Source organism: Escherichia sp. MOD1-EC6819 (assembly GCF_002965765.1).
GTDB classification, from domain to species: Bacteria; Pseudomonadota; Gammaproteobacteria; order Enterobacterales; family Enterobacteriaceae; genus Escherichia; species Escherichia ruysiae.
On sequence record NZ_PTRG01000017.1, the window covers coordinates 15,398 to 35,798 of the forward strand.

Annotated in this window: 21 protein-coding genes and 5 pseudogenes; 12 read left to right on the plus strand and 14 right to left on the minus strand. The window is 50.3% G+C overall.

The features are described from left to right. Positions 1–3: 3 nt before the first annotated feature. The 4 genes from nrdE to A7Z06_RS19895 form a co-directional block, all read right to left on the minus strand. Positions 4–2,148 carry a class 1b ribonucleoside-diphosphate reductase subunit alpha gene (nrdE, locus tag A7Z06_RS19875; protein ID WP_000246499.1) on the minus strand — a complete coding sequence of 715 codons (2,145 nt, stop codon included), beginning with the start codon at positions 2,146–2,148 and terminating at the stop codon, positions 4–6. After that, positions 2,121–2,531 (minus strand): class Ib ribonucleoside-diphosphate reductase assembly flavoprotein NrdI, encoded by a 411-nt coding sequence (nrdI, locus tag A7Z06_RS19880; protein WP_000080948.1) that lies wholly within the window; start codon positions 2,529–2,531, stop codon positions 2,121–2,123. The genes nrdE and nrdI overlap by 28 nt, the downstream gene beginning before the upstream one ends. After that, positions 2,528–2,773 carry a glutaredoxin-like protein NrdH gene (nrdH, locus tag A7Z06_RS19885; RefSeq protein ID WP_001220162.1) on the minus strand — a complete coding sequence of 82 codons (246 nt, stop codon included), beginning with the start codon at positions 2,771–2,773 and terminating at the stop codon, positions 2,528–2,530. The genes nrdI and nrdH overlap by 4 nt, the downstream gene beginning before the upstream one ends. 208 nt (positions 2,774–2,981) lie before the next feature. Beyond that, on the minus strand, positions 2,982–3,413 hold the full coding sequence (locus A7Z06_RS19895; RefSeq protein ID WP_000209790.1) for a carboxymuconolactone decarboxylase family protein: 432 nt from the start codon (positions 3,411–3,413) through the stop codon (positions 2,982–2,984). Between the two features lie 87 nt (positions 3,414–3,500). On the opposite strand from A7Z06_RS19895, the gene pdxR reads away from it, so the two are divergent. After that, positions 3,501–4,835 (plus strand): MocR-like pyridoxine biosynthesis transcription factor PdxR, encoded by a 1,335-nt coding sequence (pdxR, locus tag A7Z06_RS19900; protein ID WP_105279555.1) that lies wholly within the window; start codon positions 3,501–3,503, stop codon positions 4,833–4,835. 55 nt (positions 4,836–4,890) lie between these two features. Here the strand turns inward: pdxR and A7Z06_RS19905 are convergent, their stop codons facing one another. Continuing rightward, positions 4,891–5,220: a DUF883 domain-containing protein gene (locus A7Z06_RS19905; RefSeq protein ID WP_010345700.1), complete on the minus strand. Its 330-nt coding sequence runs from the start codon at positions 5,218–5,220 to the stop codon at positions 4,891–4,893. A 151-nt stretch (positions 5,221–5,371) separates the two neighbouring features. Between A7Z06_RS19905 and A7Z06_RS19910 the strand changes: the two genes are divergently transcribed. Further along, positions 5,372–5,716, plus strand: a complete 345-nt coding sequence (locus A7Z06_RS19910) for a DUF2002 family protein (RefSeq protein WP_000281310.1) — start codon at positions 5,372–5,374, stop codon at positions 5,714–5,716. A gap of 36 nt (positions 5,717–5,752) precedes the next feature. Here the strand turns inward: A7Z06_RS19910 and alaE are convergent, their stop codons facing one another. Next, positions 5,753–6,202 (minus strand): L-alanine exporter AlaE, encoded by a 450-nt coding sequence (alaE, locus tag A7Z06_RS19915; RefSeq protein ID WP_000492676.1) that lies wholly within the window; start codon positions 6,200–6,202, stop codon positions 5,753–5,755. 670 nt (positions 6,203–6,872) lie between these two features. On the opposite strand from alaE, the gene stpA reads away from it, so the two are divergent. Continuing rightward, positions 6,873–7,274 carry a DNA-binding protein StpA gene (stpA, locus tag A7Z06_RS19920; protein WP_000115375.1) on the plus strand — a complete coding sequence of 134 codons (402 nt, stop codon included), beginning with the start codon at positions 6,873–6,875 and terminating at the stop codon, positions 7,272–7,274. 46 nt (positions 7,275–7,320) lie between these two features. Here the strand turns inward: stpA and A7Z06_RS19925 are convergent, their stop codons facing one another. Both A7Z06_RS19925 and A7Z06_RS19930 read right to left on the minus strand, forming a co-directional pair. Next, on the minus strand, positions 7,321–7,845 hold the full coding sequence (locus tag A7Z06_RS19925; protein ID WP_001229432.1) for a rhodanese family protein: 525 nt from the start codon (positions 7,843–7,845) through the stop codon (positions 7,321–7,323). Positions 7,846–7,854: 9 nt separating this feature from the next. Then, complete coding sequence (locus tag A7Z06_RS19930) at positions 7,855–8,154, minus strand: ArsR/SmtB family transcription factor (protein WP_000137274.1); 300 nt, start codon at positions 8,152–8,154, stop codon at positions 7,855–7,857. A 182-nt stretch (positions 8,155–8,336) separates the two neighbouring features. Between A7Z06_RS19930 and A7Z06_RS19935 the strand changes: the two genes are divergently transcribed. Both A7Z06_RS19935 and kbp read left to right on the plus strand, forming a co-directional pair. Continuing rightward, positions 8,337–8,495, plus strand: a complete 159-nt coding sequence (locus A7Z06_RS19935; protein ID WP_000508177.1) for a YqaE/Pmp3 family membrane protein — start codon at positions 8,337–8,339, stop codon at positions 8,493–8,495. An 82-nt stretch (positions 8,496–8,577) separates the two neighbouring features. Then, entirely contained in the window at positions 8,578–9,027 is a 450-nt protein-coding gene (gene kbp, locus A7Z06_RS19940) for a potassium binding protein Kbp (protein ID WP_000522419.1), read from the plus strand. Here the strand turns inward: kbp and csiR are convergent, their stop codons facing one another. From csiR to glaH, 6 genes are all read right to left on the minus strand, one after another. Next, positions 9,028–9,690 carry a DNA-binding transcriptional regulator CsiR gene (gene csiR, locus A7Z06_RS19945; protein WP_000156829.1) on the minus strand — a complete coding sequence of 221 codons (663 nt, stop codon included), beginning with the start codon at positions 9,688–9,690 and terminating at the stop codon, positions 9,028–9,030. Between the two features lie 20 nt (positions 9,691–9,710). Further along, a complete protein-coding gene (gene gabP, locus A7Z06_RS19950; RefSeq protein WP_010345708.1) occupies positions 9,711–11,111 on the minus strand; it encodes a GABA permease in 1,401 nt (466 codons plus the stop codon). 310 nt (positions 11,112–11,421) lie between these two features. After that, positions 11,422–12,702, minus strand: coding sequence for a 4-aminobutyrate--2-oxoglutarate transaminase (gene gabT / locus A7Z06_RS19955; RefSeq protein WP_000097683.1), 1,281 nt, complete (start codon positions 12,700–12,702; stop codon positions 11,422–11,424). Between the two features lie 13 nt (positions 12,703–12,715). Then, a complete protein-coding gene (gabD, locus tag A7Z06_RS19960) occupies positions 12,716–14,164 on the minus strand; it encodes an NADP-dependent succinate-semialdehyde dehydrogenase (protein WP_000772853.1) in 1,449 nt (482 codons plus the stop codon). A gap of 22 nt (positions 14,165–14,186) precedes the next feature. After that, positions 14,187–15,455 carry an L-2-hydroxyglutarate oxidase gene (gene lhgO / locus A7Z06_RS19965; RefSeq protein ID WP_105279556.1) on the minus strand — a complete coding sequence of 423 codons (1,269 nt, stop codon included), beginning with the start codon at positions 15,453–15,455 and terminating at the stop codon, positions 14,187–14,189. A gap of 19 nt (positions 15,456–15,474) precedes the next feature. Beyond that, positions 15,475–16,452 carry a glutarate dioxygenase GlaH gene (gene glaH, locus A7Z06_RS19970; protein ID WP_010345713.1) on the minus strand — a complete coding sequence of 326 codons (978 nt, stop codon included), beginning with the start codon at positions 16,450–16,452 and terminating at the stop codon, positions 15,475–15,477. A 1,704-nt stretch (positions 16,453–18,156) separates the two neighbouring features. On the opposite strand from glaH, the pseudogene A7Z06_RS19980 reads away from it, so the two are divergent. The 7 genes and pseudogenes from A7Z06_RS19980 to A7Z06_RS21900 form a co-directional block, all read left to right on the plus strand. Beyond that, positions 18,157–18,661: pseudogene (locus tag A7Z06_RS19980) on the plus strand (IS3 family transposase); the annotation flags it as partial. Positions 18,662–18,764: 103 nt separating this feature from the next. After that, the gene (locus A7Z06_RS22285; protein WP_274541216.1) at positions 18,765–18,896 is read left to right on the plus strand and encodes a hypothetical protein; all 132 of its coding nucleotides are present in this window, start codon (positions 18,765–18,767) and stop codon (positions 18,894–18,896) included. 130 nt (positions 18,897–19,026) lie between these two features. Then, positions 19,027–19,166 (plus strand): annotated as a pseudogene (locus A7Z06_RS19985) (DUF1378 family protein). 58 nt (positions 19,167–19,224) lie between these two features. Next, positions 19,225–19,329: pseudogene (locus tag A7Z06_RS22485) on the plus strand (DUF826 domain-containing protein); the annotation flags it as partial. Positions 19,330–19,514: 185 nt separating this feature from the next. Next, positions 19,515–19,694, plus strand: a pseudogene (locus A7Z06_RS19990) (phage holin). A gap of 149 nt (positions 19,695–19,843) precedes the next feature. Continuing rightward, positions 19,844–19,912 (plus strand): annotated as a pseudogene (locus A7Z06_RS21845) (lysozyme); the annotation flags it as partial. Positions 19,913–19,951: 39 nt separating this feature from the next. Further along, positions 19,952–20,119 (plus strand): hypothetical protein, encoded by a 168-nt coding sequence (locus A7Z06_RS21900; RefSeq protein ID WP_162536053.1) that lies wholly within the window; start codon positions 19,952–19,954, stop codon positions 20,117–20,119. Positions 20,120–20,401: the final 282 nt, after the last annotated feature.

Genomic DNA, 20,401 nt, shown 5'->3' on the forward strand with positions numbered 1-20,401 from the left:
TCCTTAAAGTGCGCAGGAGACGCAGCCTTCAATTTCAGTACCTTCCAGCGCCATCTGACGCAGGCGAATGTAATAGAGCGTTTTGATCCCCTTACGCCAGGCGTAAATCTGCGCTTTGTTGATATCGCGGGTGGTGGCGGTATCGGGGAAAAACAGCGTCAGCGACAACCCCTGATCGACATGGCGGGTCGCTTCGGCGTAGGTGTCGATAATCTTTTCCGCGCCAATTTCGTAAGCGTCCTGATACAGCGCCAGATTCTCATTAGTCATAAACGGGGCAGGGTAGTAAACGCGCCCGGTTTTGCCCTCTTTGCGGATCTCTACTTTCGCCACAATCGGATGAATACTCGACGTGGCATGGTTGATGTAAGAGATGGAACCGGTTGGTGGCACCGCCTGGAGATTCTGGTTGTAGATGCCATAGCGCATTACGTCGTCGCGCAGCTGCGCCCACATCTCACGGGTAGGTAGCGTAATACCGCTACGGGCAAACAGTTCGCCAACTTTCGCCGTTTTCGGCTGCCAGTTACCTTGCAGATATTGGCTAAAATATTCACCGCTGGCATAGCGCGACTGTTTGAACCCGGCGAAAGTTTCACCGCGTTCGCGCGCCAGCAACATCGAGGTGCGCAGCGCGTGCCAGGTGATGGTATAGAAATAGAGATTGGTGAAATCCAGAGCCTCCGGCGAACCATAGGCGATGCCTTCCCGCGCCAGATAACCGTGTAAATTCATCTGCCCCAGCCCGATGGCGTGCGAGGCGGTATTTCCGGTCTCGATGGAGGGCACGCTGCGGATATGACTCATATCCGACACCGCCGTCAGACCGCGCACGGCTGTTTCTACCGTGCGGGCAAAGTCGGGGGAATCCATGGTGTGGGCAATATTCAACGAACCTAAATTGCAGGAAATATCATGGCCTGTGCGAGCATAGTTGAGATTCTCGTCATACTCTGAGGCGCTGTTTACCTGCAAAATCTCTGAGCAAAGATTGCTCATATTTATGCGCCCGGCGATAGGGTTAGCACGGTTTACCGTGTCTTCATACATGATGTAGGGATAGCCGGACTCAAACTGGATCTCCGCCAGCCGCTGGAAGAAATCACGCGCGTTGATGTATTTTTTGCGGATGCGTTTATCGGCAACCAGTTCGTCATAGTGTTCGCTGATGGCGATATCGGCAAACGGCTTGCCGTAAACCCGCTCAACGTCATAGGGCGAAAACAGTGCCATCTGCGCATTCTTTTTCGCCAGATGGAAGGTGATATCCGGGATCACCACGCCCAGCGACAGCGTTTTAATGCGGATTTTCTCGTCGGCATTTTCCCGCTTTGTGTCGAGAAAACGCAGAATATCGGGATGATGGGCATGTAAATAGACTGCACCCGCCCCCTGACGAGCGCCGAGCTGATTGGCATAGGAAAATGCGTCTTCCAGCATTTTCATCACCGGAATTACGCCAGAAGATTGATTTTCAATACGTTTAATTGGCGCGCCCGCTTCCCGCAGATTCGACAGCAAAAATGCCACGCCGCCGCCGCGTTTCGACAGTTGCAGTGCGGAATTTACCGCCCGGCCAATCGACTCCATATTGTCTTCAATACGCAGCAGAAAACAGGAAACCAGTTCGCCGCGCTGCTGTTTGCCACAGTTGAGGAATGTTGGCGTGGCAGGCTGAAAGCGTCCTGACAGCATTTCATCGGTCAGTTGCAACGCCAGCGTTTCATCGCCTTGTGCCAGCGTCAGCGCCACCATAGTGACTCGATCGGCAAAATCCTCCAGATAACGCTTACCGTCGAATGTTTTCAACGTATAGCTGGTGTAAAACTTCCATGCACCGAGGAACGTCTGGAAACGAAAACCGCTGGCGTGCGCGCGGGCAAATAGCGTAATGACAAAGTCGCGAGAGTAGCGATTGAGGACATTTTCATCATAGTAACCTTCGTTGACCAACCAGTTCAGGCGCTGCTGCTGGCTACTGAAGGTCACACTGTTCGGGCGTACATGCGTCGCCATAAAGGCGTCTACGGCCTGGCTGTCTTTATCGAACTGAATGCGACCTGCGCTATCGTAAAGGTTAAGCATCGCATTCAGGGCGTGGTAATCCATTGTTTCCTGCGTCAGGCGGTCTGCGGTTGTCGTTGCCAAAATTCGGTTACTCCTTTACGAACATTTTCGATATCGCTTTGCGTACCCATGAGTTCAAAGCGGTACAGCCACGGCACGCCGCATTTCCGGGCAATCACATCTCCGGCGCGACCATACGCCTCACCAAAGTTGCGATTACCCGAAGCAATAACGCCGCGAAGCAACGCCCGGTTATGTTCGTCGTTTAAAAAGCGAATCACCTGTCGTGGCACAGCGCCAGCCGTACCGCCACCGCCGTAAGAGGGCACGATCAGGATGTAAGGCTCGTCTACCTGAATCCGTTCCCGCTCATTGAGTGGAATGCGCACGGCGGGCAGCCCTAAACGTTCGATAAAACGCTGCGTATTTTCGGAGCTGCTGGAGAAGTAGACGAGCTGGCTCATGCACTGGCCGCGTGTGGCGCTGGATGCAGACGGTTGATCATGTCCGGACGAAAACCAGACCAGCTAAGATCGCCTGCAATCACTACCGGCAACTGACGAAAGCCCTGAGCACGCAACGCTTCCGCCGCTTCAGGAACGCGATCGACATTAATCATTTCAAAATCAAAGCCCCGGTTTTCCATCGCCCGTTTGGTGGCGTGGCACTGAACGCAATCGTTACGAGTGTAAATAATAATGCGCATGATTCGTATTTCTGTTTAAAATGAAGATACGGCGCGATGATACGCGTCGGGTTGTCTCTCTGTTGATACAGGGATACTAGATGTAGTTGAAAAAAGATTCAACCATACAAGATATGGGAAATTTCGATAAGTCTCACCGCCGTCGAGCAGCTCAGCGGGGTAGGGGGTTTTGTGTTCTATAGCCGGGTGATTACCCGGCATCAGGAAGTTACATCCGCATGGAAACGGCCAGGCGGTTAAAGCAATTCATCAGTCCGATGGCAAAAGTCAGGTCGCTGATCTCTGCTGCGCTGAAATATTCAAGCAAAGGTTGATAAACGTCGTCTTCTGCATGGCTTCGGGCAATATCGGTCACCGATTCCGCCCAGGCCAGCGCCGCCCGCTCGCGATCATCAAAATGATGGCTCACCCGCCAGCCTGCCAGAGCGTCCAGCTTGTGCTGCGGCACACCGGATTTGCGTAATGCTTTACTGTGCATCTCCAGACAAAATGCGCAGCCGTTGATTTGCGAGACGCGCAAATAAACTAACTCCATCAGTGTGGTATCCAGCGCACTATTTTCCAGCGCCGTTTTGGCCTGCACCAGCGCGTTATACACTGCCGGGCTAAGTTCGTAGTAAGGCTGACGTAATGTAGTCATACAGTTTCTCCTCTTATTAACGCCCGCAATGTAGCACTATAATGGACTGCTAAAGAGAGCCATAAATTACCTAAAAAAGCAGACCATATGCCGCGCTATCAGGATATCGCCCGTCAGTTAAAAACGGCTATTGAGCAAGGGGAACTGAAACCCGGCGCAAGGCTACCTTCCAGTCGTACCTGGTCGCAGGAGCTGGGCGTGTCTCGATCCACCGTCGAAAATGCTTATGCTGAGCTGGTGGCACAAGGATGGCTGGTACGGCGGGGGCAGGCGGGCACCTTTGTCAGCGAGCAAATACATCCCCAACAATCCGCTGTGGATGTGCTTGCCTTTGCCGGTGAAAGCCAGCAACCGCTACCATTCCAGATGGGATTACCCGCACTCGATCTCTTTCCGCGAGAGCTGTGGGCGCGGGTGATGGGGCGCCGTCTGCGTACCCAGACGCGCTTTGATTTGGCGTTAGGCGATGTCTGTGGTGAGGTGGCGTTGCGTGAGGCAATTGTTGATTATTTACGCGTCTCACGCGGGATTGAATGCCAGCCAGAACAGGTCTTTATCACTCACGGTTATGCAGCCTCAATGGCCTTAATTCTGCACACGCTGGCGAAACCGGGAGACGGGATGTGGATGGAAGATCCTGGCTTTCCGCTGATTCGTCCGATTGTTACTCGCCACGGTGTGGAAATTTTACCTGTGCCTGTTGATGACAACGGACTGGATGTCGCAAGTGGAATGCAAAATTATCCTGATGCGCATTTTGCCCTGATAACTCCGGCACACCAAAGCCCGCTCGGTGTTGCGCTCTCACTGGCGCGCAGGCATCAGGTGCTGGCGTGGGCAGAGCGTGCGCGGGCGTGGATTATTGAAGACGATTACGACAGTGAATTCCGTTATCACGGTAAGCCATTACCGGCGCTGAAAAGCCTCGACGCGCCACAGCGGGTGATTTATGCCGGAACATTCAGCAAATCGCTATTTCCTGCATTGCGCTGTGCGTGGCTGGTGGTGCCGGTGGAGCAGATTACGCAATTCCGCCAACAGGCGTCACTGAAGCCATGTGCAGTGCCAGTTCTATGGCAGAACACACTGGCTGACTTTCTTCGCGAGGGGCATTTCTGGCGGCATCTGAAGAAAATGCGTCAGCACTATGCGCAGCGTAGGCAGTGGATTGAACAGGCGCTTACGCAACAGGGATTCCTGGTTATGCCACAAAAAGGTGGCATCCAGATGGTTATCAGCATGGTGGGCGATGATATTTTCCACGCTCGTAAAGCCAATACTGCTGGCCTTGCGGTGCAGGCACTTAGCGACTGGCGTATCCGATCAAGTGGGAAAGGAGGATTGCTTCTCTCGTTTACCAATATTATCAGTGAGAGTATGGCGCAGCAGGTGGCACAACAATTACGCAAAGCCTTAAGTTAAAAACCCCGAAGTCAGGCTTCGGGGTCAAAGACGCGTATTTATTATCATTGTTGCATTACGATTTGCGTATGCTTAACAGCGCGCCGATAAAAATACCTACCGCAGCTGCTGTACCCACGCTACACCAGGGTCTTTCACGAACAAAAGAATCTGCGCAGCCAACTGCATCGCGCGCGGCTTGCTGGACGCGAGTACGACCATGCATCCGCGCTCTGGTTTCTTTCAGTAGAGCCTGAGCTTTACTGCGTGCGGCTTCGGCTTCACCTTTGGCGTCGCTGCCCCAGGACTTCAATACAGATTCGAGACTGTCGGCTAATTGATTGACATCATTCTGAATATCCTGCACGCCATCATCGACGTCGTTGCGGTTCGGTCTGTTAAACATATGATCCCCCATTAGAATTCGATGTAATTTTCAGTGTAGACCATAATTTTCTTAACAGAGATTCATCGCGGCTTTATGGACTTTTCTGAAAGCGTTGTGAATGCGCAATCAGGTAAGGTAGGCGCGCAGTAGATATTAACGAGGATAAAATATGTATTTACGACCAGACGAGGTGGCGCGCGTACTTGAGAAAGTCGGTTTTACTGTCGATGTAGTAACCCAGAAAGCATACGGTTACCGTCGTGGGGAACATTATGTCTATGTTAACCGCGAAGCGAGAATGGGACGTACCGCACTGATAATTCATCCAACATTAAAAGAACGTAGTTCCACACTGGCTGAACCTGCTTCCGATATTAAAACTTGCGATCATTACCAGCAATTTCCGCTCTATTTAGCGGGTGAACGTCATGAGCATTACGGTATCCCGCATGGCTTTAGTTCGCGTGTTGCGCTTGAACGTTATTTGCATGGCTTATTTGGCGAAGCCAGTTAAAGACGCGACTGGCGATGCCAGTCGCGAAAAGAAGGGTCAGGCTTTTACCTGCTGGTAGCTGCTCACTTTGAACAAGCGGCGACAGTAATCAAGGAAGTAGCCATAGACCGCCCCCATCAGCATCGAAACAACGATGTTTGAACTGACCGCTGCCATAATCTGGTGCCAGTCTGCGCCTACCACTAATAAGATCGCCATATACACTGGTGACTGGAACGTCACATAAGCCAAAATATCAGCCAGATTTTTTGTCCAACCAGAGTGGCTAACTTTGCGTGCCGCGCGCATAAACAGATCGCGGTACATGCCATATGGCCATGCAATTAAGATATTCACCGGAACGGCCACCAGCCTGGAATAAAAAGATTGTTCGAAGCTCATCCCGGAGAGGAAAACTTCAATACACATGTTCACGACAGTACAGTAAACAACCATCGCGAACGTGTCTGCAACTGCATGACGCAAGCGTGACTGCGGTGAGAACATGCTAATGCTCCTTAATAAAAGCGAAATCGGGTATGAATGGAAATGGAAGCAGTGCTTTAGACTGCCTGTTTCATTTTTGCATAGCGTATATTGCTGGTTGTTAGTAATCAATTAGTGAAAAATTTTTATTTATTTTGTTTTTGTAGATAAAATGTTCCGCAATGGCGTATTTTTTATACATTATGGATTTTTAAATGCCTTTATGAATAATTTTATTTAAAATCATATTATTACGTTGTCATTGTGAACTGTGCTGGTGGGGCGGTTAAGGGCTGTTAACGCCGTAAAGCGTAGACAATCCGGCTTAAGTAGCGGGTTGAGCTCATTTAGCATTTTTAATGACCTGAAGCCACTAATGCCAGCATAAAACTTCAGTTACTGAAACTTTGTTTTTATTCTTTATGTATGCATTTTTATTCAATTTTCTTTAATCTACCTTCGGTGATGATGGCACAGAGGGCATCCGATTATTCGCAAATGTCTGCAATGATAAGTCAAATGGCTAATATATAAACCGAAAATAATTATTAATCTGCCTGGAAATAACGGTTGAAATAATATCGCGCGCGACTGTAAATAGATTAAATTTTGTGGAAATATAATAAGTGATCGCTTACACTACGCGACGAAATACTTTTTTTTGTTTTGGCGTTAAAAGGTTTTCTTTATTATGTCCGTAATGTTACAAAGTTTAAATAACATTCGCACCCTCCGTGCGATGGCTCGCGAATTCTCCATTGACGTTCTTGAAGAAATGCTCGAAAAATTCAGGGTTGTCACTAAAGAAAGACGTGAAGAAGAAGAACAGCAGCAGCGTGAACTGGCAGAGCGCCAGGAGAAAATTAGCACCTGGCTGGAGCTGATGAAGGCTGACGGAATTAACCCGGAAGAGTTATTCGGTAATAATTCTGCTGCACCGCGTGCAGGTAAAAAACGCCAGCCGCGTCCGGCAAAATATCAATTCACCGATTTTAATGGTGAAGTCAAAACCTGGACCGGCCAGGGTCGTACACCGAAACCGATCGCTCAGGCACTGGCTGAAGGTAAATCTCTCGACGATTTCCTGATCTAATGACTGCTGCCGGATGCTGCCACTATGGCGCGTCCGGCGTCGCTTCTTACGCTCGCTGATTCCACGGCATCTTATCTAACAACCTTGCCATCCCGCAAAAACCGCTGATGCCCGCAAACATTAATCCCGCACCGACAAAGCCGCTTAATAAGAAGAACGCGCTATTCACGGCATAACCCAATACGACGCCGATTAATATTAAGCCACCAGCTGTGATCTGTACCTGACGCATTAATGGTAAAGGCTGCGATTTATTTTCAGCTACCGGCAATCCCGCTTTTTTCCAGCCATCAATACCGCCCTCCAGTAAAAAGATATCTGCGGGAGCGGCAATCGCTGCTAATTTTTGTGCATTATTACTGGTGCGTTTTCCTGCCTGACAGTGGAATATAATTTGTTCGCTACGTAATTTTGCCGGAAGACCAGACTGTTCCAGTACGGATAATGGCGCCAGATCCGCTTCAGGAATATGTTCACGAAGATATTCATCGGCATCGCGAATATCGATTAACTTTGCACCGCGTGAGATTAATTCTTGTGCATCAAGCGGTGGAATTGTTGTTAAAGCCATTGCTACTCCTTACGGACAATAGACGTTTTTCAGGGTGGCGATAATGGCATTTACCGCCTCATTTTTAATGAAATAAAGAATGCGTTGGGCATCCCGTTGGCTGTCGATAAGCCCTTCGTCACGCATCCGTGCCAGATGCTGTGACGTTGCAGAGGCACTCAGTCCGGTAATGCGCGCCAGTTCACCGGCGCTGGTGCCGGGGGAACCGCAAATCATGCACAGAATCAGCAACCGTTTGGGGTGACTCATTGCTTTCAGTAAGGCCGCAGCCTGTTCGGCGCTGGCCTGTAGTTGGGCTAGTTCAGTCATATTTATTTAAGTGTTTTCTAAATTAAGTAAACTCTAAACTAAAAATGCAACGTATACCAGCGTCAGCAGCGTAAATGAGGGTAAAAGCAAAGGCTGAAACAGGCAGACTCCGCTAAAATTACTATGCTTAAGAGATAAAATTTCTTTTTAAACAATGAGTAATTTTCTTATAGGGAGGACATATGGGGTTCTGGAGAATCGTCATCACCATCATTTTGCCACCACTCGGCGTGCTGCTGGGGAAAGGATTTGGTTGGGCATTCATTATTAATATTTTGCTGACACTTCTTGGCTATATCCCTGGTTTAATTCACGCTTTCTGGGTGCAAACCCGCGATTGATCCTGTGCTCATCCTGCGGCGTTAACGCGCCGCGTTCCTCTGCTACACTTTCTGAGTGTTTCCATTAACGAATGAGGTAGTTATGGGTCTGTTCAATTTTGTGAAAGATGCCGGAGAAAAGCTCTGGGACGCGGTCACTGGTCAGCATGATAAAGACGATCAGGCGAAGAAGGTGCAGGAACATCTGAACAAAACCGGTATACCTGATGCCGATAAAGTGAATATTCAGATTGTCGATGGTAAAGCGACGGTTACAGGTGACGGCTTAAGTCAGGAAGCGAAGGAAAAAATCCTTGTTGCAGTGGGGAATATTTCCGGTATTGCCAGCGTGGACGATCAGGTAAAAACGGCGACGCCAGGCACTGCCAGCCAGTTTTATACCGTTAAGTCTGGTGACACTCTGAGTGCTATTTCCAAACAGGTTTACGGTAACGCCAATCTCTACAATAAAATCTTCGAAGCGAATAAACCGATGCTAAAAAGCCCGGATAAAATTTACCCGGGGCAGGTGTTGCGTATTCCTGAAGAGTAGTTAATTGCCAGCCATCGCCTGCTGGATAATCGGAATTGGCGTCAGTAAATGCTGGCGCATTAACTCACTGGCGCGCGCCGTATCTCGCGCCAGTACCGCCTTAGTCAGGGTCTGGTGCTGTTCATGTTTATCTTCCAGCATTTCTACAGAAAGCACCGTTTGCCGCAGCCAGATGAACCGATAGCGCGCCGCCAGATCAAACAACCGTTCACGCATTTGCAGTAAATAGTGGGAGCCACAGCCCGCCACAATTGCAGTATGAAATGCCTGATGGCGCTGGTCCCATTCATCAAGCATTTTCTCGCTGGCGTCACAAGCCTCAAGCTTACTGAGCAAATGCGCTTTTGCGAGAACGTCAGCCTCCCACTCATCGCCGCCACGGGCAATTGCCAGACTCACCAGCATCGCTTCCATATTGGCGCGGGCGTCGAAAATATCGAGCAGTTCTTGCTCTGACATAGACGCCACCCGATACCCTTTTTGATTCACCACCGTGACCAGCCGTTCCGCCACCAGTTGCGAAAGGGCTTCCCGCAACGGCCCGACGCCGAGTGCATAACGCGACGTTAGCGAACTCATCCGTAATTTTTCATCTGGCTGAAAATTGCCGCGAATAATATCGTTTTTCAACCAGCGGTAGCCATCCAGAGACGTAATGGTCATGGTGTGACTCCTGAACATTATCAGCGCGTATTATGAACGGGTGTTTTTTGCCACAATATCAGCTTTTTCCAGCGTGCCATAATTGGCACGGTACAGATAATCCCTATCGCTAATAAGCCGGTGGAAATTACCTCGAGTTGCTGCGCCGGGCGGAATAACATCACCACCAGTACAAAGGTAATAAAGCCAATCACCAGCCAGGTGAGCCACGGATAAAGCCACATGCGCAGGCGAATTTCGCCGCCTTCCGCCAGTAGGATTTTACGCATCCGTAATTGCGAAACGGCGATGACTAAATAAACCAGCAGGGCAATAGCGCCGGAGCTGTCGATCAGGAATTTAAACACTTTGGCGGGCGCGTAATAGTTCACTACCACCGTTAAAAACGCCGCGCCGGTCGAGAGTAATACTGCCACATACGGGGTTTTGCTACGGTTGATTTTACCCATTGCCGCTGGCGCATCCCCGCGACGGCTTAAGGAGTAGAGCATCCTTGAGGCGGTATACAGAGCCGAGTTCAGACAACTGGTCACCGACAGCAAAATAACGCAGTCCATAATAAATTTTGCATGTGGAATATTCAGCAGCTCCAGCACGGAACGGTAGGAACCCACGGTTTTCAGTCCTGGCATATTCCACGGAATGAGTGCCACGACGACAAAAATAGAACACAAATAGAAAATGGAGATACGCCAGATAACCGAGTTGGTGGCGCGGACAATATGTTTATCCGGCGTGTCGGATTCGGCTGCCGCAATGGTGACAATCTCTGCCCCCATAAAAGAAAACATGGTTATCAGCATCGCGCTTAATACCGCGCCAAAGCCGTTCGGCATAAAGCCGCCGCTATCCCACAATCTTGAAATACCGCTCACTTCGGCATAAGGGTAAAAACCGCTAATTGCTACAGCTCCAAGGAAAATAAACGCCAGAATGGCAATCACTTTGCATATCGCCAGCCAGAATTCAAATTCACCGTAGTTTTTAACGCTTAATAAATTACTGCCGGTTAAGGCGAGGGTAATGACCAGGGAAAATAACCAGATGGGAATACCTGGAACCCACGAATGCAGGATCATGGCGGCGATGTTGGCTTCCAGCGGGATAACCAGTACCCAAAACCACCAGTACAGCCAGCCGATGGTATAGCCCGCCCAGCGACCAATGGCTTTATCGGCGTAGGTGGAAAAGGAGCCGGTGTCGGGCGTGGCGACCGCCATTTCTGCCAGCATCCGCATAATCATAACCACCAGTAATCCGGCGAACAGATAAGCCAGTAATACCGCAGGGCCCGCTTCGGCGATGGCGACGCTCGAACCGACAAACAGACTTGCGCCGATAACACCGGCAATAGACAACATGGTGACGTGGCGTGATTTCAGCCCGCCGCCTAGCTCATGTGGTTGCGATGATTGCCCCATCCTGAATCCTCTCGAAAGTGTGTCACTTGGGAGAGCGCCCCGACATTTCCCGCGTCGGGTCACGCGTTTAATTGAGGCGGTCAACAAAATCTTAAAAGCGAAAGCGTGATGGTTTTCTCCCTCTCCCTCAGGGAGAGGGTCGGGGTGAGGGTTTAGCAGCGTGTATACCCGTCACCCTAACCCTCTCCCCAGAGGGGCGAGGGGACAGTCCGCAGTCATTTTTAACTTTGTCGATCGCCTCATCGTTATTATTTTTTACTGTATCGTTATCATTCCCTTAGCAACGGTTAACTCTTACAAACAGACATAGCTATTGTTTCGCCTCATCAAAACACTGAGCGATGATCTCCAGCCCCTGACGGATCTGAGCATCTTCAATAGTGAGCGGCACAAGGATGCGCAGCACGTTGTAGTACGGGCCGCAGGAAAGAAGAATCAGGCCTTTGTCGCGGGCGCGCGCCACGATCTCAGCGGTGAGTCTGGCGTTGGGTTTACTGTGATCGCCATCTTCAAACAGCTCGATGGCAATCATCGCCCCTAGCCCGCGAACGTCGCCGATCTCGGTGTGTTTTTCGGCGATCGCCAATAATCCGTCTTTTAGCTTCTGGCCCAGGTCGTTGGCTTTTTGCAGCAGATTTTCCTGCTCGAACACCTTCAACACTTCCAGCGCGGCTACGCAGGCAATCGGGTTACCGGCATAGGTGCCGCCCAGGCCGCCCGGTGCGACAGCATCCATTACTTCAGCGCGTCCGGTGACGCCCGCCAGCGGGAAGCCGCCCGCGATCGATTTCGCAAAGGTGGTAAGATCCGCCGCAACCCCCATTTGCTCCATCGCAAACAACGTGCCGGTACGCCCCGCGCCGCTCTGCACTTCATCGGCAATCAGCATGATCCCGTGCTCGTCACACAGTGCGCGTAAACGCTGCATAAAGGCAGGCGTTGCGGCGTAGAAACCGCCTTCGCCCTGAACCGGCTCAATCACGATGGCAGCGATATCTTCCGGCGCAGCGTCATTTTTAAAAATTCGGTGGATACTGGCGATAGCGTCATCTTCACTGATGTTATGCAGCGGGCAAGGATAAAGCGCGCGATAAACATGACCCGGCATCAGCCCCATGCCTGCAGAATACGGATTCACCTTGCCGGTCAGCGCCAGCGTGTAGTGCGTGCGCCCGTGGTAAGCGCCGCTAAAGGCGATGGTGCCGCTGCGTTTGGTGGCGGCGCGGGCGATTTTCACCGCGTTTTCCACCGCTTCGGAACCGGTCGTTACCAGCAGCGTTTTTTTGGCGAAATCGCCCGGCACCTTCTGATTCATTATTTCGCACAACTCCAGATACGGCTCGTAAGCCAGCACCTGGAAGCAGGTATGCGACAGTTTTTTCAGTTGCGCTTCTACCGCCGCCACCACTTTCGGATGCAGGTGCCCGGTGTTGAGCACCGCAATCCCGCCCGCGAAATCAAGATACTCACGGCCTTCAACGTCCCACACCCGGCAGTTTTCCGCACGATCAGCGAAAATCGGATGAATCTGCCCAACGCCACGAGGAACTGCCTGACTGCGGCGCTGCATTAACTCTTTATTGCTGCTCATTCGCGTTCTCCAGTTAAAGACCGATGCACATATATTTGATTTCTAAGTAATCTTCGATACCATACTTCGAACCTTCACGACCCAGGCCTGAGGCTTTGATACCGCCGAACGGGGCGACTTCATTGGAAATAATGCCGGTATTGATGCCGACGATGCCGTATTCCAGCGCCTCGCCCACGCGGAAGACGCGGCTTAAATCGCGGGCGTAGAAATAGGCGGCAAGACCAAATTCGGTATCGTTGGCCTGCGCAATCACGTCGGCTTCATCTTTAAAGCGGAACAGCGGGGCGAGGGGGCCAAACGTCTCTTCTTTCGACACTTTGGTGTTGGCTGGAACGTCCACCAGAATGGTTGGCTGGAAGAAGTTGCCGCCGCGTTCGTGCGCTTTACCACCGCAAACCACGCGCGCGCCTTTCTCCAGCGCATCGGCAATATGCTCTTCCACTTTTGCTACCGCTTTTTCATCGATCAGCGGCCCGATGGTGACGCCTTTATCCAGCCCGTCGCCGATCTGTAGTTTGCTCACCGCCTGCTGTAATTTTTCGGCAAAGCGGTCATACACGCCGTCCTGCACATACAAGCGGTTAGCGCAGACGCAGGTTTGCCCGGCATTGCGGAATTTCGAGGCCAGCGCGCCTTCCACGGCTTTGTCGAGATCGGCATCGTCAAAGACGATAAACGGCGCGTTGCCGCCGAGCTCCAGCGACACTTTTTTGATGTCTTTCGCGCACTGTTCCATCAACTGGCGGCCAATTTCGGTCGAGCCGGTAAACGACAGCTTGCGCACCAGCGGATTGCTGGTCAGTTCGTTACCGACCGCGCCCGCCGAACCGGTGACCACGTTAAATACGCCAGCCGGAATGCCCGCGCGAATCGCCAGCTCCGCCAGCGCCAGCGCAGAGAACGGTGTCTGACTGGCGGGCTTCAGCACCATGGTGCAGCCTGCCGCCAGCGCCGGACCGGCTTTGCGGGTAATCATCGCCGCCGGGAAGTTCCACGGCGTGATGGCGGCGGTGACGCCAATCGGCTGCTTGATCACAATCAGGCGCTTATCGGCCTGATGACCGGGAATGGTGTCGCCATAAATGCGTTTGCCTTCTTCGGCAAACCACTCAATAAAGGAGGCGGCGTAGCTGATTTCGCCTTTCGCTTCAGCCAGCGGTTTGCCCTGTTCGAGGGTCATCAGGCGCGCTAAATCGTCCTGATGCTCCATCATCAAATTGAACCAGTTACGCAGAATGTTGGCACGTTCTTTGGCGGTGAGCGCGCGCCAGGCGGGCAGGGCGCGGTTGGCGGCGTCGATAGCGGCGCGGGTTTCATCTGCGCCCATTTTGGGTACGCTACCCAGCTTGTCGCCGTTCGCCGGATTGGTGACGTCGATGACTTCACCATTGTTAGCGTCCAGCCATTCCCCGTTAATCAACGCCTGCTGGCGGAATAAGTTACTGTCGTTAAGTTTCATCGTTACGTCCTGTTTTCAAAGGTTATTGATTAAATGCGGCGTGTAAGGCATCCACACTACGTGCCGCTCGCAGCGTGCGTCCGGGGTTACTCTGGCTTGCCAACAGCGTTTGTACCTTGCTGACAATATGCGCACCAATAGGAATTGCTGATGTCGCTGCCGGGGAGGGCGCATTGCAGGTGTGGATCGTGCGCGGGGTGGTGACAAACAGAAAATCGTCAATCAGCTTACCGTCCGGCGATACCGCCTGCGCCCGCACACCGGCAGGCCAGGGCTGGAGATCGCTTAACGAAAGCGTGGGACAATACTTTTGCACCAGCCGCAGATAGCCGCTTTTGCACAGCGAGTTTTTCATCTCGCCCAGTCCTGAGCGTAGATGGTTTTGCAGCACCCGGCGAATCCCCGACGAGCCCAAAATCTCCAGCGTGTCGCTAAATGAGAAGTCGCGCTTGCGATAGCCTTCGCGTTTGAACGCCAGCACCGCGTTTGGCCCGACGGTCACGCTGCCGTCGATCATCCGGGTGAGATGAACGCCTAAAAAGGGCATTGCCGGGTCGGGAATGGGGTAAATCAGGTGGTTAACAATCTGGTTATGCTCCGGCGCAAGGCGGAAATACTCGCCACGGAACGGGCAGATGATAAAGCCCGGTTCGAGGCCGAGCATTTTCACCAGCCGGTCAGCCATCAGCCCGGAACAGCTAATCAGCGTCGACGCTTCATATTCGCCGCCCTGACGGGTACGTATCACCACGCCATTTTTATGCTCATTAAGGCCGCTGACTTCGGCGTTATAGATAATCTCACCGCCTCTGGCCTGGAAGATTTTTGCCATCGCCGCTGTCACTTCACGGTAGCTGACAATGCCGCTGGACGGCACAAAAATACCGCCGAGCCCGGTGATATTCGGTTCGCGCTCGCGCAGTTCGTCGGCGTTTAACCACTCGCGTTCAATACCGTTCGCCGCTGTACGTTCCCATAACGCGCGCATCCGATCCATTTCGAGTGCGGATGTGGCGACCAGCATCTTGCCGTAGTTGTCGTAGCGGATGCCGTTTTGATCGCAAAAGACTTTGGTGGCGCGGTTCCCCGCCAGGCAAAACTGCGCTTTCAGGCTGCCGGGTGTGTAATAGACCCCGGCATGGATCACGCCGCTGTTGTGACCCGTCTGATGGCAGGCCGGGCCGGACTCTTTTTCCAGTAGCGCAATGCGGGCATCCGGATAGACGTCAATCAGTTGCATGGCGGTCGACATGCCGATGATGCCGCCGCCAATAATCACAAAATCATACATCCGCTCAATTCCTTTGCGCTTACTGATGCGTCTGGTAGTGGTTAGTGGCGTATGCGAAATAGCCGCGCTGGCGCATCAGTTCACGACGCAGATCCGGATGCGCGGTAAAGCGGTCGCGACCGTGCAGCCAGAACAGATTGTTAATCAACAGGAATTTGCCAACGGGAACCGGCACAGACAGAATGCCTTTGCTGGTTTCAATGGCATCGGAAAGCTCGCTCAGCCACACGCCTTCTTCGAAATCTTTTGGCTGGACGAACTGGTCGATATAGCGCATCACCGGGCGACCCTGCTGATCGACGTCGAACACCGGATGGAATACATCTTTACTGACGTTTTTACTTGGCGGCGCGGCAAAGCGCATCGGACGGCGCGCCAGCGGATGGCTGAAAAAGTGGTCCAGATGTTCCCAGTCATCGAGATGCAGCAGCAGCGAGTTTCCGCCCTGCATGTTCTGTTCGTCGATTTTCATCATCAGCACGTAATCAGTGATTTCTTCAACGTAGGTGCCGTCGTTATGCAGTTCCATTACGCGGTGCGGCTGGCGCAGATAGCTATCTGAGTTATCGACATTTTTCACTACAAAACGCGCGTAATACTGACCGCTCATGGCATCGAAATTGGAACGACCAATCAGATGCGCTACCGCCGTTGCCAGCTTCACCATCTCATCCGCTTGCTTCACATCATCGACACCCACCGCATTGATCAACAACGCACCTTCAGCGCGGTTTAGCAACGTCTTCAACAGCAGTGGTTGCAGCTGATTTGCACACAAGTCGTCAAGAATTTTGCCTACCCGAAAACGCAGAAACGATTTGTACTCCAGTGCCTGCACGGGCCACTCGGCGACCTGTTCAAGGAACTGTTTGGTCGTCTGTTCAGAGAAGGTAAGTTCCAGCAGGCGAGGGGATTGCGCCGACGGGGTGAGGGTGAATCCGCTATAGTCCTGGCCTGAATCGACAGCGTTAGTGTGTACGGCGGTCAGTGCATTCATCAGAAGCGATCCTCTTATGAGATGTAGGGTGACATGGCGATGCTCATTTCGTAGCCATAATCTAAAAATATCTACATTTCTGAAAAATGCGCACAAAAGCGACATATTGTTTTCTTATTGTGATCGAAAACAACAAATGGTTAACATTTGATTTGGTGAGTGCCAGATGCTTTTTTAGGGGAATAACGAGTTAAAACAATGCACTATTGTGGATTGTAAGGGCGTGTATAAGCATGATTTCAAACTTTAAAATAAACTTACCCTGCGATTTAATACAAGGTGAGTCAATTTGAGATAACTCATTGTAAGCAGGGTATTTTTAGTTGTTATCCCTAAACCGCCTCCTGGGGGGATTGAGCCCGTAAGGCTATAGCCTGAAGAATGCTCATGAAGCCCTCGCGGTCTCGGTGTGTGACGAAGCACTGTTGGCCAACTGTGAACCAGAAGGCTTAGGGCGAGGGTACCTGATGAAACTTTATTTGCTATATTTTTATCGATAATTAATATTTTTAGTATTGAACCAGAGTGGGGCAAATGGAAATATAAACTCGTTGTAAAATTTAGTTAAAAAAATAAAAATACTTACTACTAAGTTCGAAATTTAAAAAACGTTAAAAGAATCACATTTCATTATTTTGGGTATTGGCTTCCCTATCTTTTTTGTTAAAAATAATTGCGCATGGTGAATCCCCCTGTGCGGAGGGGCATAAATGACTGTGAAGTAGTCTGCCGTGTTCGTTGGCATTGCGGATTCTGTCTGGTCATTGCAGAGTTCACCGGGAGGCACCCGGCGCCATGTAAGATAAGAATGTGCATATAATTCAAATCCCCTCTCCGGAGGGGTTTTTTTATCCAGTACACTATATAACTATGCCCTTCTGAACTGAGGAATAGTGAATTCAGCCCGCTATTGAAGCAGGAATACACCGAAATGATTCTGGTGATAGCCTGAATGTTGCAGGAATCCTCGTCTTTCAGAGCATGATGCAAATGTCTATCGTTGATACTCCCAAAAAGACCCACAAGGGAGTGTATTCTGAATGAGTATCTGGGGCATATATCTCAGGTAATGGTTACAGATGTATCTGGCAGACATATTACTGGGAAATATATGTTGATTGTATTTAACCAGAAGTGGAGATTGAAAATATTGTCAGAGCAGGTTGTGAAGAAAGTAGACTGATATGGCTGCAAAAGAAACAGACAATAAAAAAATAGCTTTTTCCCATGTGTTCATAATCATTGTCTCTTAAAGCGCCCGCTGAAATCAGCGGGCAATACATACTGGCATTAATGTTAAGTTTAAGGGTTTAATTCATCGTATCGTGTGATACGATGCATGTTATATTAATTAGTGGTGTTTTTTGTGTAAAATATTTGTTGTTTATTTTTGATCTAATTCTCATTTTTATGCGCATTTTTATGTGTGTGCATGAATTGTTAAATTGATCATAGTTTTGTTGTTTTGTTGTTTTGTTGTTTTGTTGTTTTGTTGTTGTATTATTGGTGAGTTTGTTAAAGGTGCGCGTGGTGAATCCCTCCATTGCGGAGGGTATATCCGCAACCACTATCGTGTCGGGTGGGTAATATTGCGGGTTCGGGTGCTGATGCAGGTCTCATCGGGAGTAACCCAGCGCCATACAGATGATGGTGGCCCGTCCTGAATAGCGTTGACACGTTCCTGACTTAAATCCGGAGAACGTGATGATGACTAAGTTCAAACGCACCCAACGTGATTATCCTCTATCCTTTAAAATAGCTGTTGTTGAACAGGTCGAAAAAGGCGAGATGACCTATAAACAGCCCCAGCAGCGGTACGGCATTCAGGGGCGCTTCACTGTTCTTGTCTGGTTGTGTAAATATGGCCGGCTTGACTGGAGTCCCGGACTTCCTGATCTGGTGAAGAGGAAACAGCCTGTGACTCAGACAACTATCCCGCTCACACCCGAGCAAAGAATCAGGGAACTTGAAGCGCAGCTTGAACTGGCGAACCAGAAAGCTGATTTTTTGAGTCGGTTATCAATGTCCTGAAAAATGATTACGGGGTGAGTATCGTAAAAAAGCAGCCCGGCAAGTCCTCGCGCAAAGTTCGGCTCCAAAAATAACTGTTACACGTGCATGTCAGTTCCTGGGGCACAGCAGACAGGCATGGTATCAGGACAACGCAAGGTGCAGAAAACGGCAGCAACATCATGCTCAGGTTCTTGATTTGTAGTGGTCAAGTAATATTGGCCACGGTTTTACAGTAAAAATGGTATCTGTTCTCTGACTCTTCCGGCGTCTGCACAGCAAGAGCCAGCCTGGCAGTGGACGTGACGCTGACATGTTCGCCATCAACTGTTGCGGTGGACACGCTGATGCTGAGTGCCATCACCACCAACACAACCTGCAACATTGAGATGGAAAGTCTGAGTGTGGCGGTGAACGAAGCCGTGACGGGGTAATAAAAAAATGCCGCCAGACAAAAGCAGGCTCCGGCGGCTCGGTCATACGATGGATATCAACAATAAGGCAAAATATGCGGAACTATTTTTAACCAGCAGATATGTGTCGGGTCAATAAGTTGGTGGGATAATGATATTTTTACAGCTGATATTACTGTATTTCTTCACGGTGGTTTGCGTTATATCTGGTGAGCGGAGGATACAAAATTATACGCATACATTCCTAAAAAGATTGATGCCGTGGCGGCTGAAAAAATCAGCGCAGTCTAGACTGTCGTACCAAAGGATCAACCCATCCCGTAGTAATGTCTCTCCGTGAAAAAATTCCATGGCAGAAATAAATAAACTGGTCACTGTTGATGCAGTGAAAGCCGCGCTGCGCACTGAAGAGGTATGTGGCACCCTGAAAGAAACCATCCGTAAAACGTTTGAATCCCGGATTATGGGGATGTGGAAGCGATTCTGGATGAGACTCTCGGTTCTCCGGAAGTATAGCCCGGAGAGGAGGCGCAGGCGGATGATGCGTCAGCTGGTGATGCACAACCGGAGCCAGTGTCCGGGAATGAAGCACAAACAGGTGATATACTGCAGCCAGAACCTGCAACGATGCTGTGATACATCGCGATCTGGCCACCAGTATCAGCGGTGGGAACGAGATACTGATTCTTGCAGTTGCTGGACAAGGTCTCCCCGTCGCAGTAGGCGGCGATAGGTGTGCTGGAGAATTTTCTGACGTACCTGATGAATCTGTATTACAAAATTAAAGAGGATCGCTGTAAGGCGGCGGGGGGAGAGTAAATAATGAACTCTGAGAAAATAAATCAACGAATTAGCTGTCTGGAAAATGAAATTGCTGAGCTGAATAAAAAATAGCCTGTAGTGATACTTTCTATAGATGAAAAAACGCCGCGATAAGGAAGGGCAGATGCGGCGCTTTATGATTATTGCCTGAAATCCTCAATCAGTTCCTGGATGAAAAAGAAGGTAACCACACAACGGCATACTGTGACGGTGCTGAAGCAGCTGGAAGGGGCGCAGGAATATCTTCATACTCAATGTCTGAAATAAGTTTTCTCAATGCGCAGTATTGTCGCCGTATTCCCGTATTAACCATGACCGCAGCCCTGGCGGATACTCCTCTGCGCGAGTGTACGGGAATAATCAAAAATGATGCATACCAGGTTTTGCCGCGCGAACTGAATGGGGCGAGGATTGTACCCTAATAATCGCCAGTCCGGTGCTATAGTGGACGAAATCGGCTCACCCAGTACTCACTTGGAATAAAAAAATGCCGCAGGGTTAAGTGCGGCGACAAATGGCACGAATTGAAGAGTGATATATCTTAGTCGTCATATTTTTATCTTATTTTTATGTTGTATTTCAATTCGTAATTTATGTTGGTTGATTTTGACATTTAAATGCTATTTTCTCTATGTAATGTCCTTTGTTTTTATAATCTTGATTTGAATGATTATGATTATCCATTTGTCGGATATTACGTAATA

What these genes read in the sequence shown, in the direction of transcription:
- A7Z06_RS19925 (WP_001229432.1), bottom strand. Translation starts at nt 7,845, where the DNA reads ATGGCTTTAACAACAATTCCACCGCTTGATGCACAAGAATTAATCTCA.
- A7Z06_RS19930 (WP_000137274.1), bottom strand. Translation starts at nt 8,154, where the DNA reads ATGACTGAACTAGCCCAACTACAGGCCAGCGCCGAACAGGCTGCGGCC.
- nrdI (WP_000080948.1), bottom strand. Translation starts at nt 2,531, where the DNA reads ATGAGCCAGCTCGTCTACTTCTCCAGCAGCTCCGAAAATACGCAGCGT.
- csiR (WP_000156829.1), bottom strand. Translation starts at nt 9,690, where the DNA reads ATGACCATTACGTCTCTGGATGGCTACCGCTGGTTGAAAAACGATATT.
- gabD (WP_000772853.1), bottom strand. Translation starts at nt 14,164, where the DNA reads ATGAAACTTAACGACAGTAACTTATTCCGCCAGCAGGCGTTGATTAAC.
- nrdH (WP_001220162.1), bottom strand. Translation starts at nt 2,773, where the DNA reads ATGCGCATTATTATTTACACTCGTAACGATTGCGTTCAGTGCCACGCC.
- stpA (WP_000115375.1), top strand. Translation starts at nt 6,873, where the DNA reads ATGTCCGTAATGTTACAAAGTTTAAATAACATTCGCACCCTCCGTGCG.
- kbp (WP_000522419.1), top strand. Translation starts at nt 8,578, where the DNA reads ATGGGTCTGTTCAATTTTGTGAAAGATGCCGGAGAAAAGCTCTGGGAC.
- glaH (WP_010345713.1), bottom strand. Translation starts at nt 16,452, where the DNA reads ATGAATGCACTGACCGCCGTACACACTAACGCTGTCGATTCAGGCCAG.
- A7Z06_RS19905 (WP_010345700.1), bottom strand. Translation starts at nt 5,220, where the DNA reads ATGTTTAACAGACCGAACCGCAACGACGTCGATGATGGCGTGCAGGAT.
- pdxR (WP_105279555.1), top strand. Translation starts at nt 3,501, where the DNA reads ATGCCGCGCTATCAGGATATCGCCCGTCAGTTAAAAACGGCTATTGAG.
- A7Z06_RS19910 (WP_000281310.1), top strand. Translation starts at nt 5,372, where the DNA reads ATGTATTTACGACCAGACGAGGTGGCGCGCGTACTTGAGAAAGTCGGT.
- A7Z06_RS19895 (WP_000209790.1), bottom strand. Translation starts at nt 3,413, where the DNA reads ATGACTACATTACGTCAGCCTTACTACGAACTTAGCCCGGCAGTGTAT.
- gabT (WP_000097683.1), bottom strand. Translation starts at nt 12,702, where the DNA reads ATGAGCAGCAATAAAGAGTTAATGCAGCGCCGCAGTCAGGCAGTTCCT.
- alaE (WP_000492676.1), bottom strand. Translation starts at nt 6,202, where the DNA reads ATGTTCTCACCGCAGTCACGCTTGCGTCATGCAGTTGCAGACACGTTC.
- gabP (WP_010345708.1), bottom strand. Translation starts at nt 11,111, where the DNA reads ATGGGGCAATCATCGCAACCACATGAGCTAGGCGGCGGGCTGAAATCA.
- A7Z06_RS21900 (WP_162536053.1), top strand. Translation starts at nt 19,952, where the DNA reads ATGTCTGAAATAAGTTTTCTCAATGCGCAGTATTGTCGCCGTATTCCC.
- lhgO (WP_105279556.1), bottom strand. Translation starts at nt 15,455, where the DNA reads ATGTATGATTTTGTGATTATTGGCGGCGGCATCATCGGCATGTCGACC.
- A7Z06_RS19935 (WP_000508177.1), top strand. Translation starts at nt 8,337, where the DNA reads ATGGGGTTCTGGAGAATCGTCATCACCATCATTTTGCCACCACTCGGC.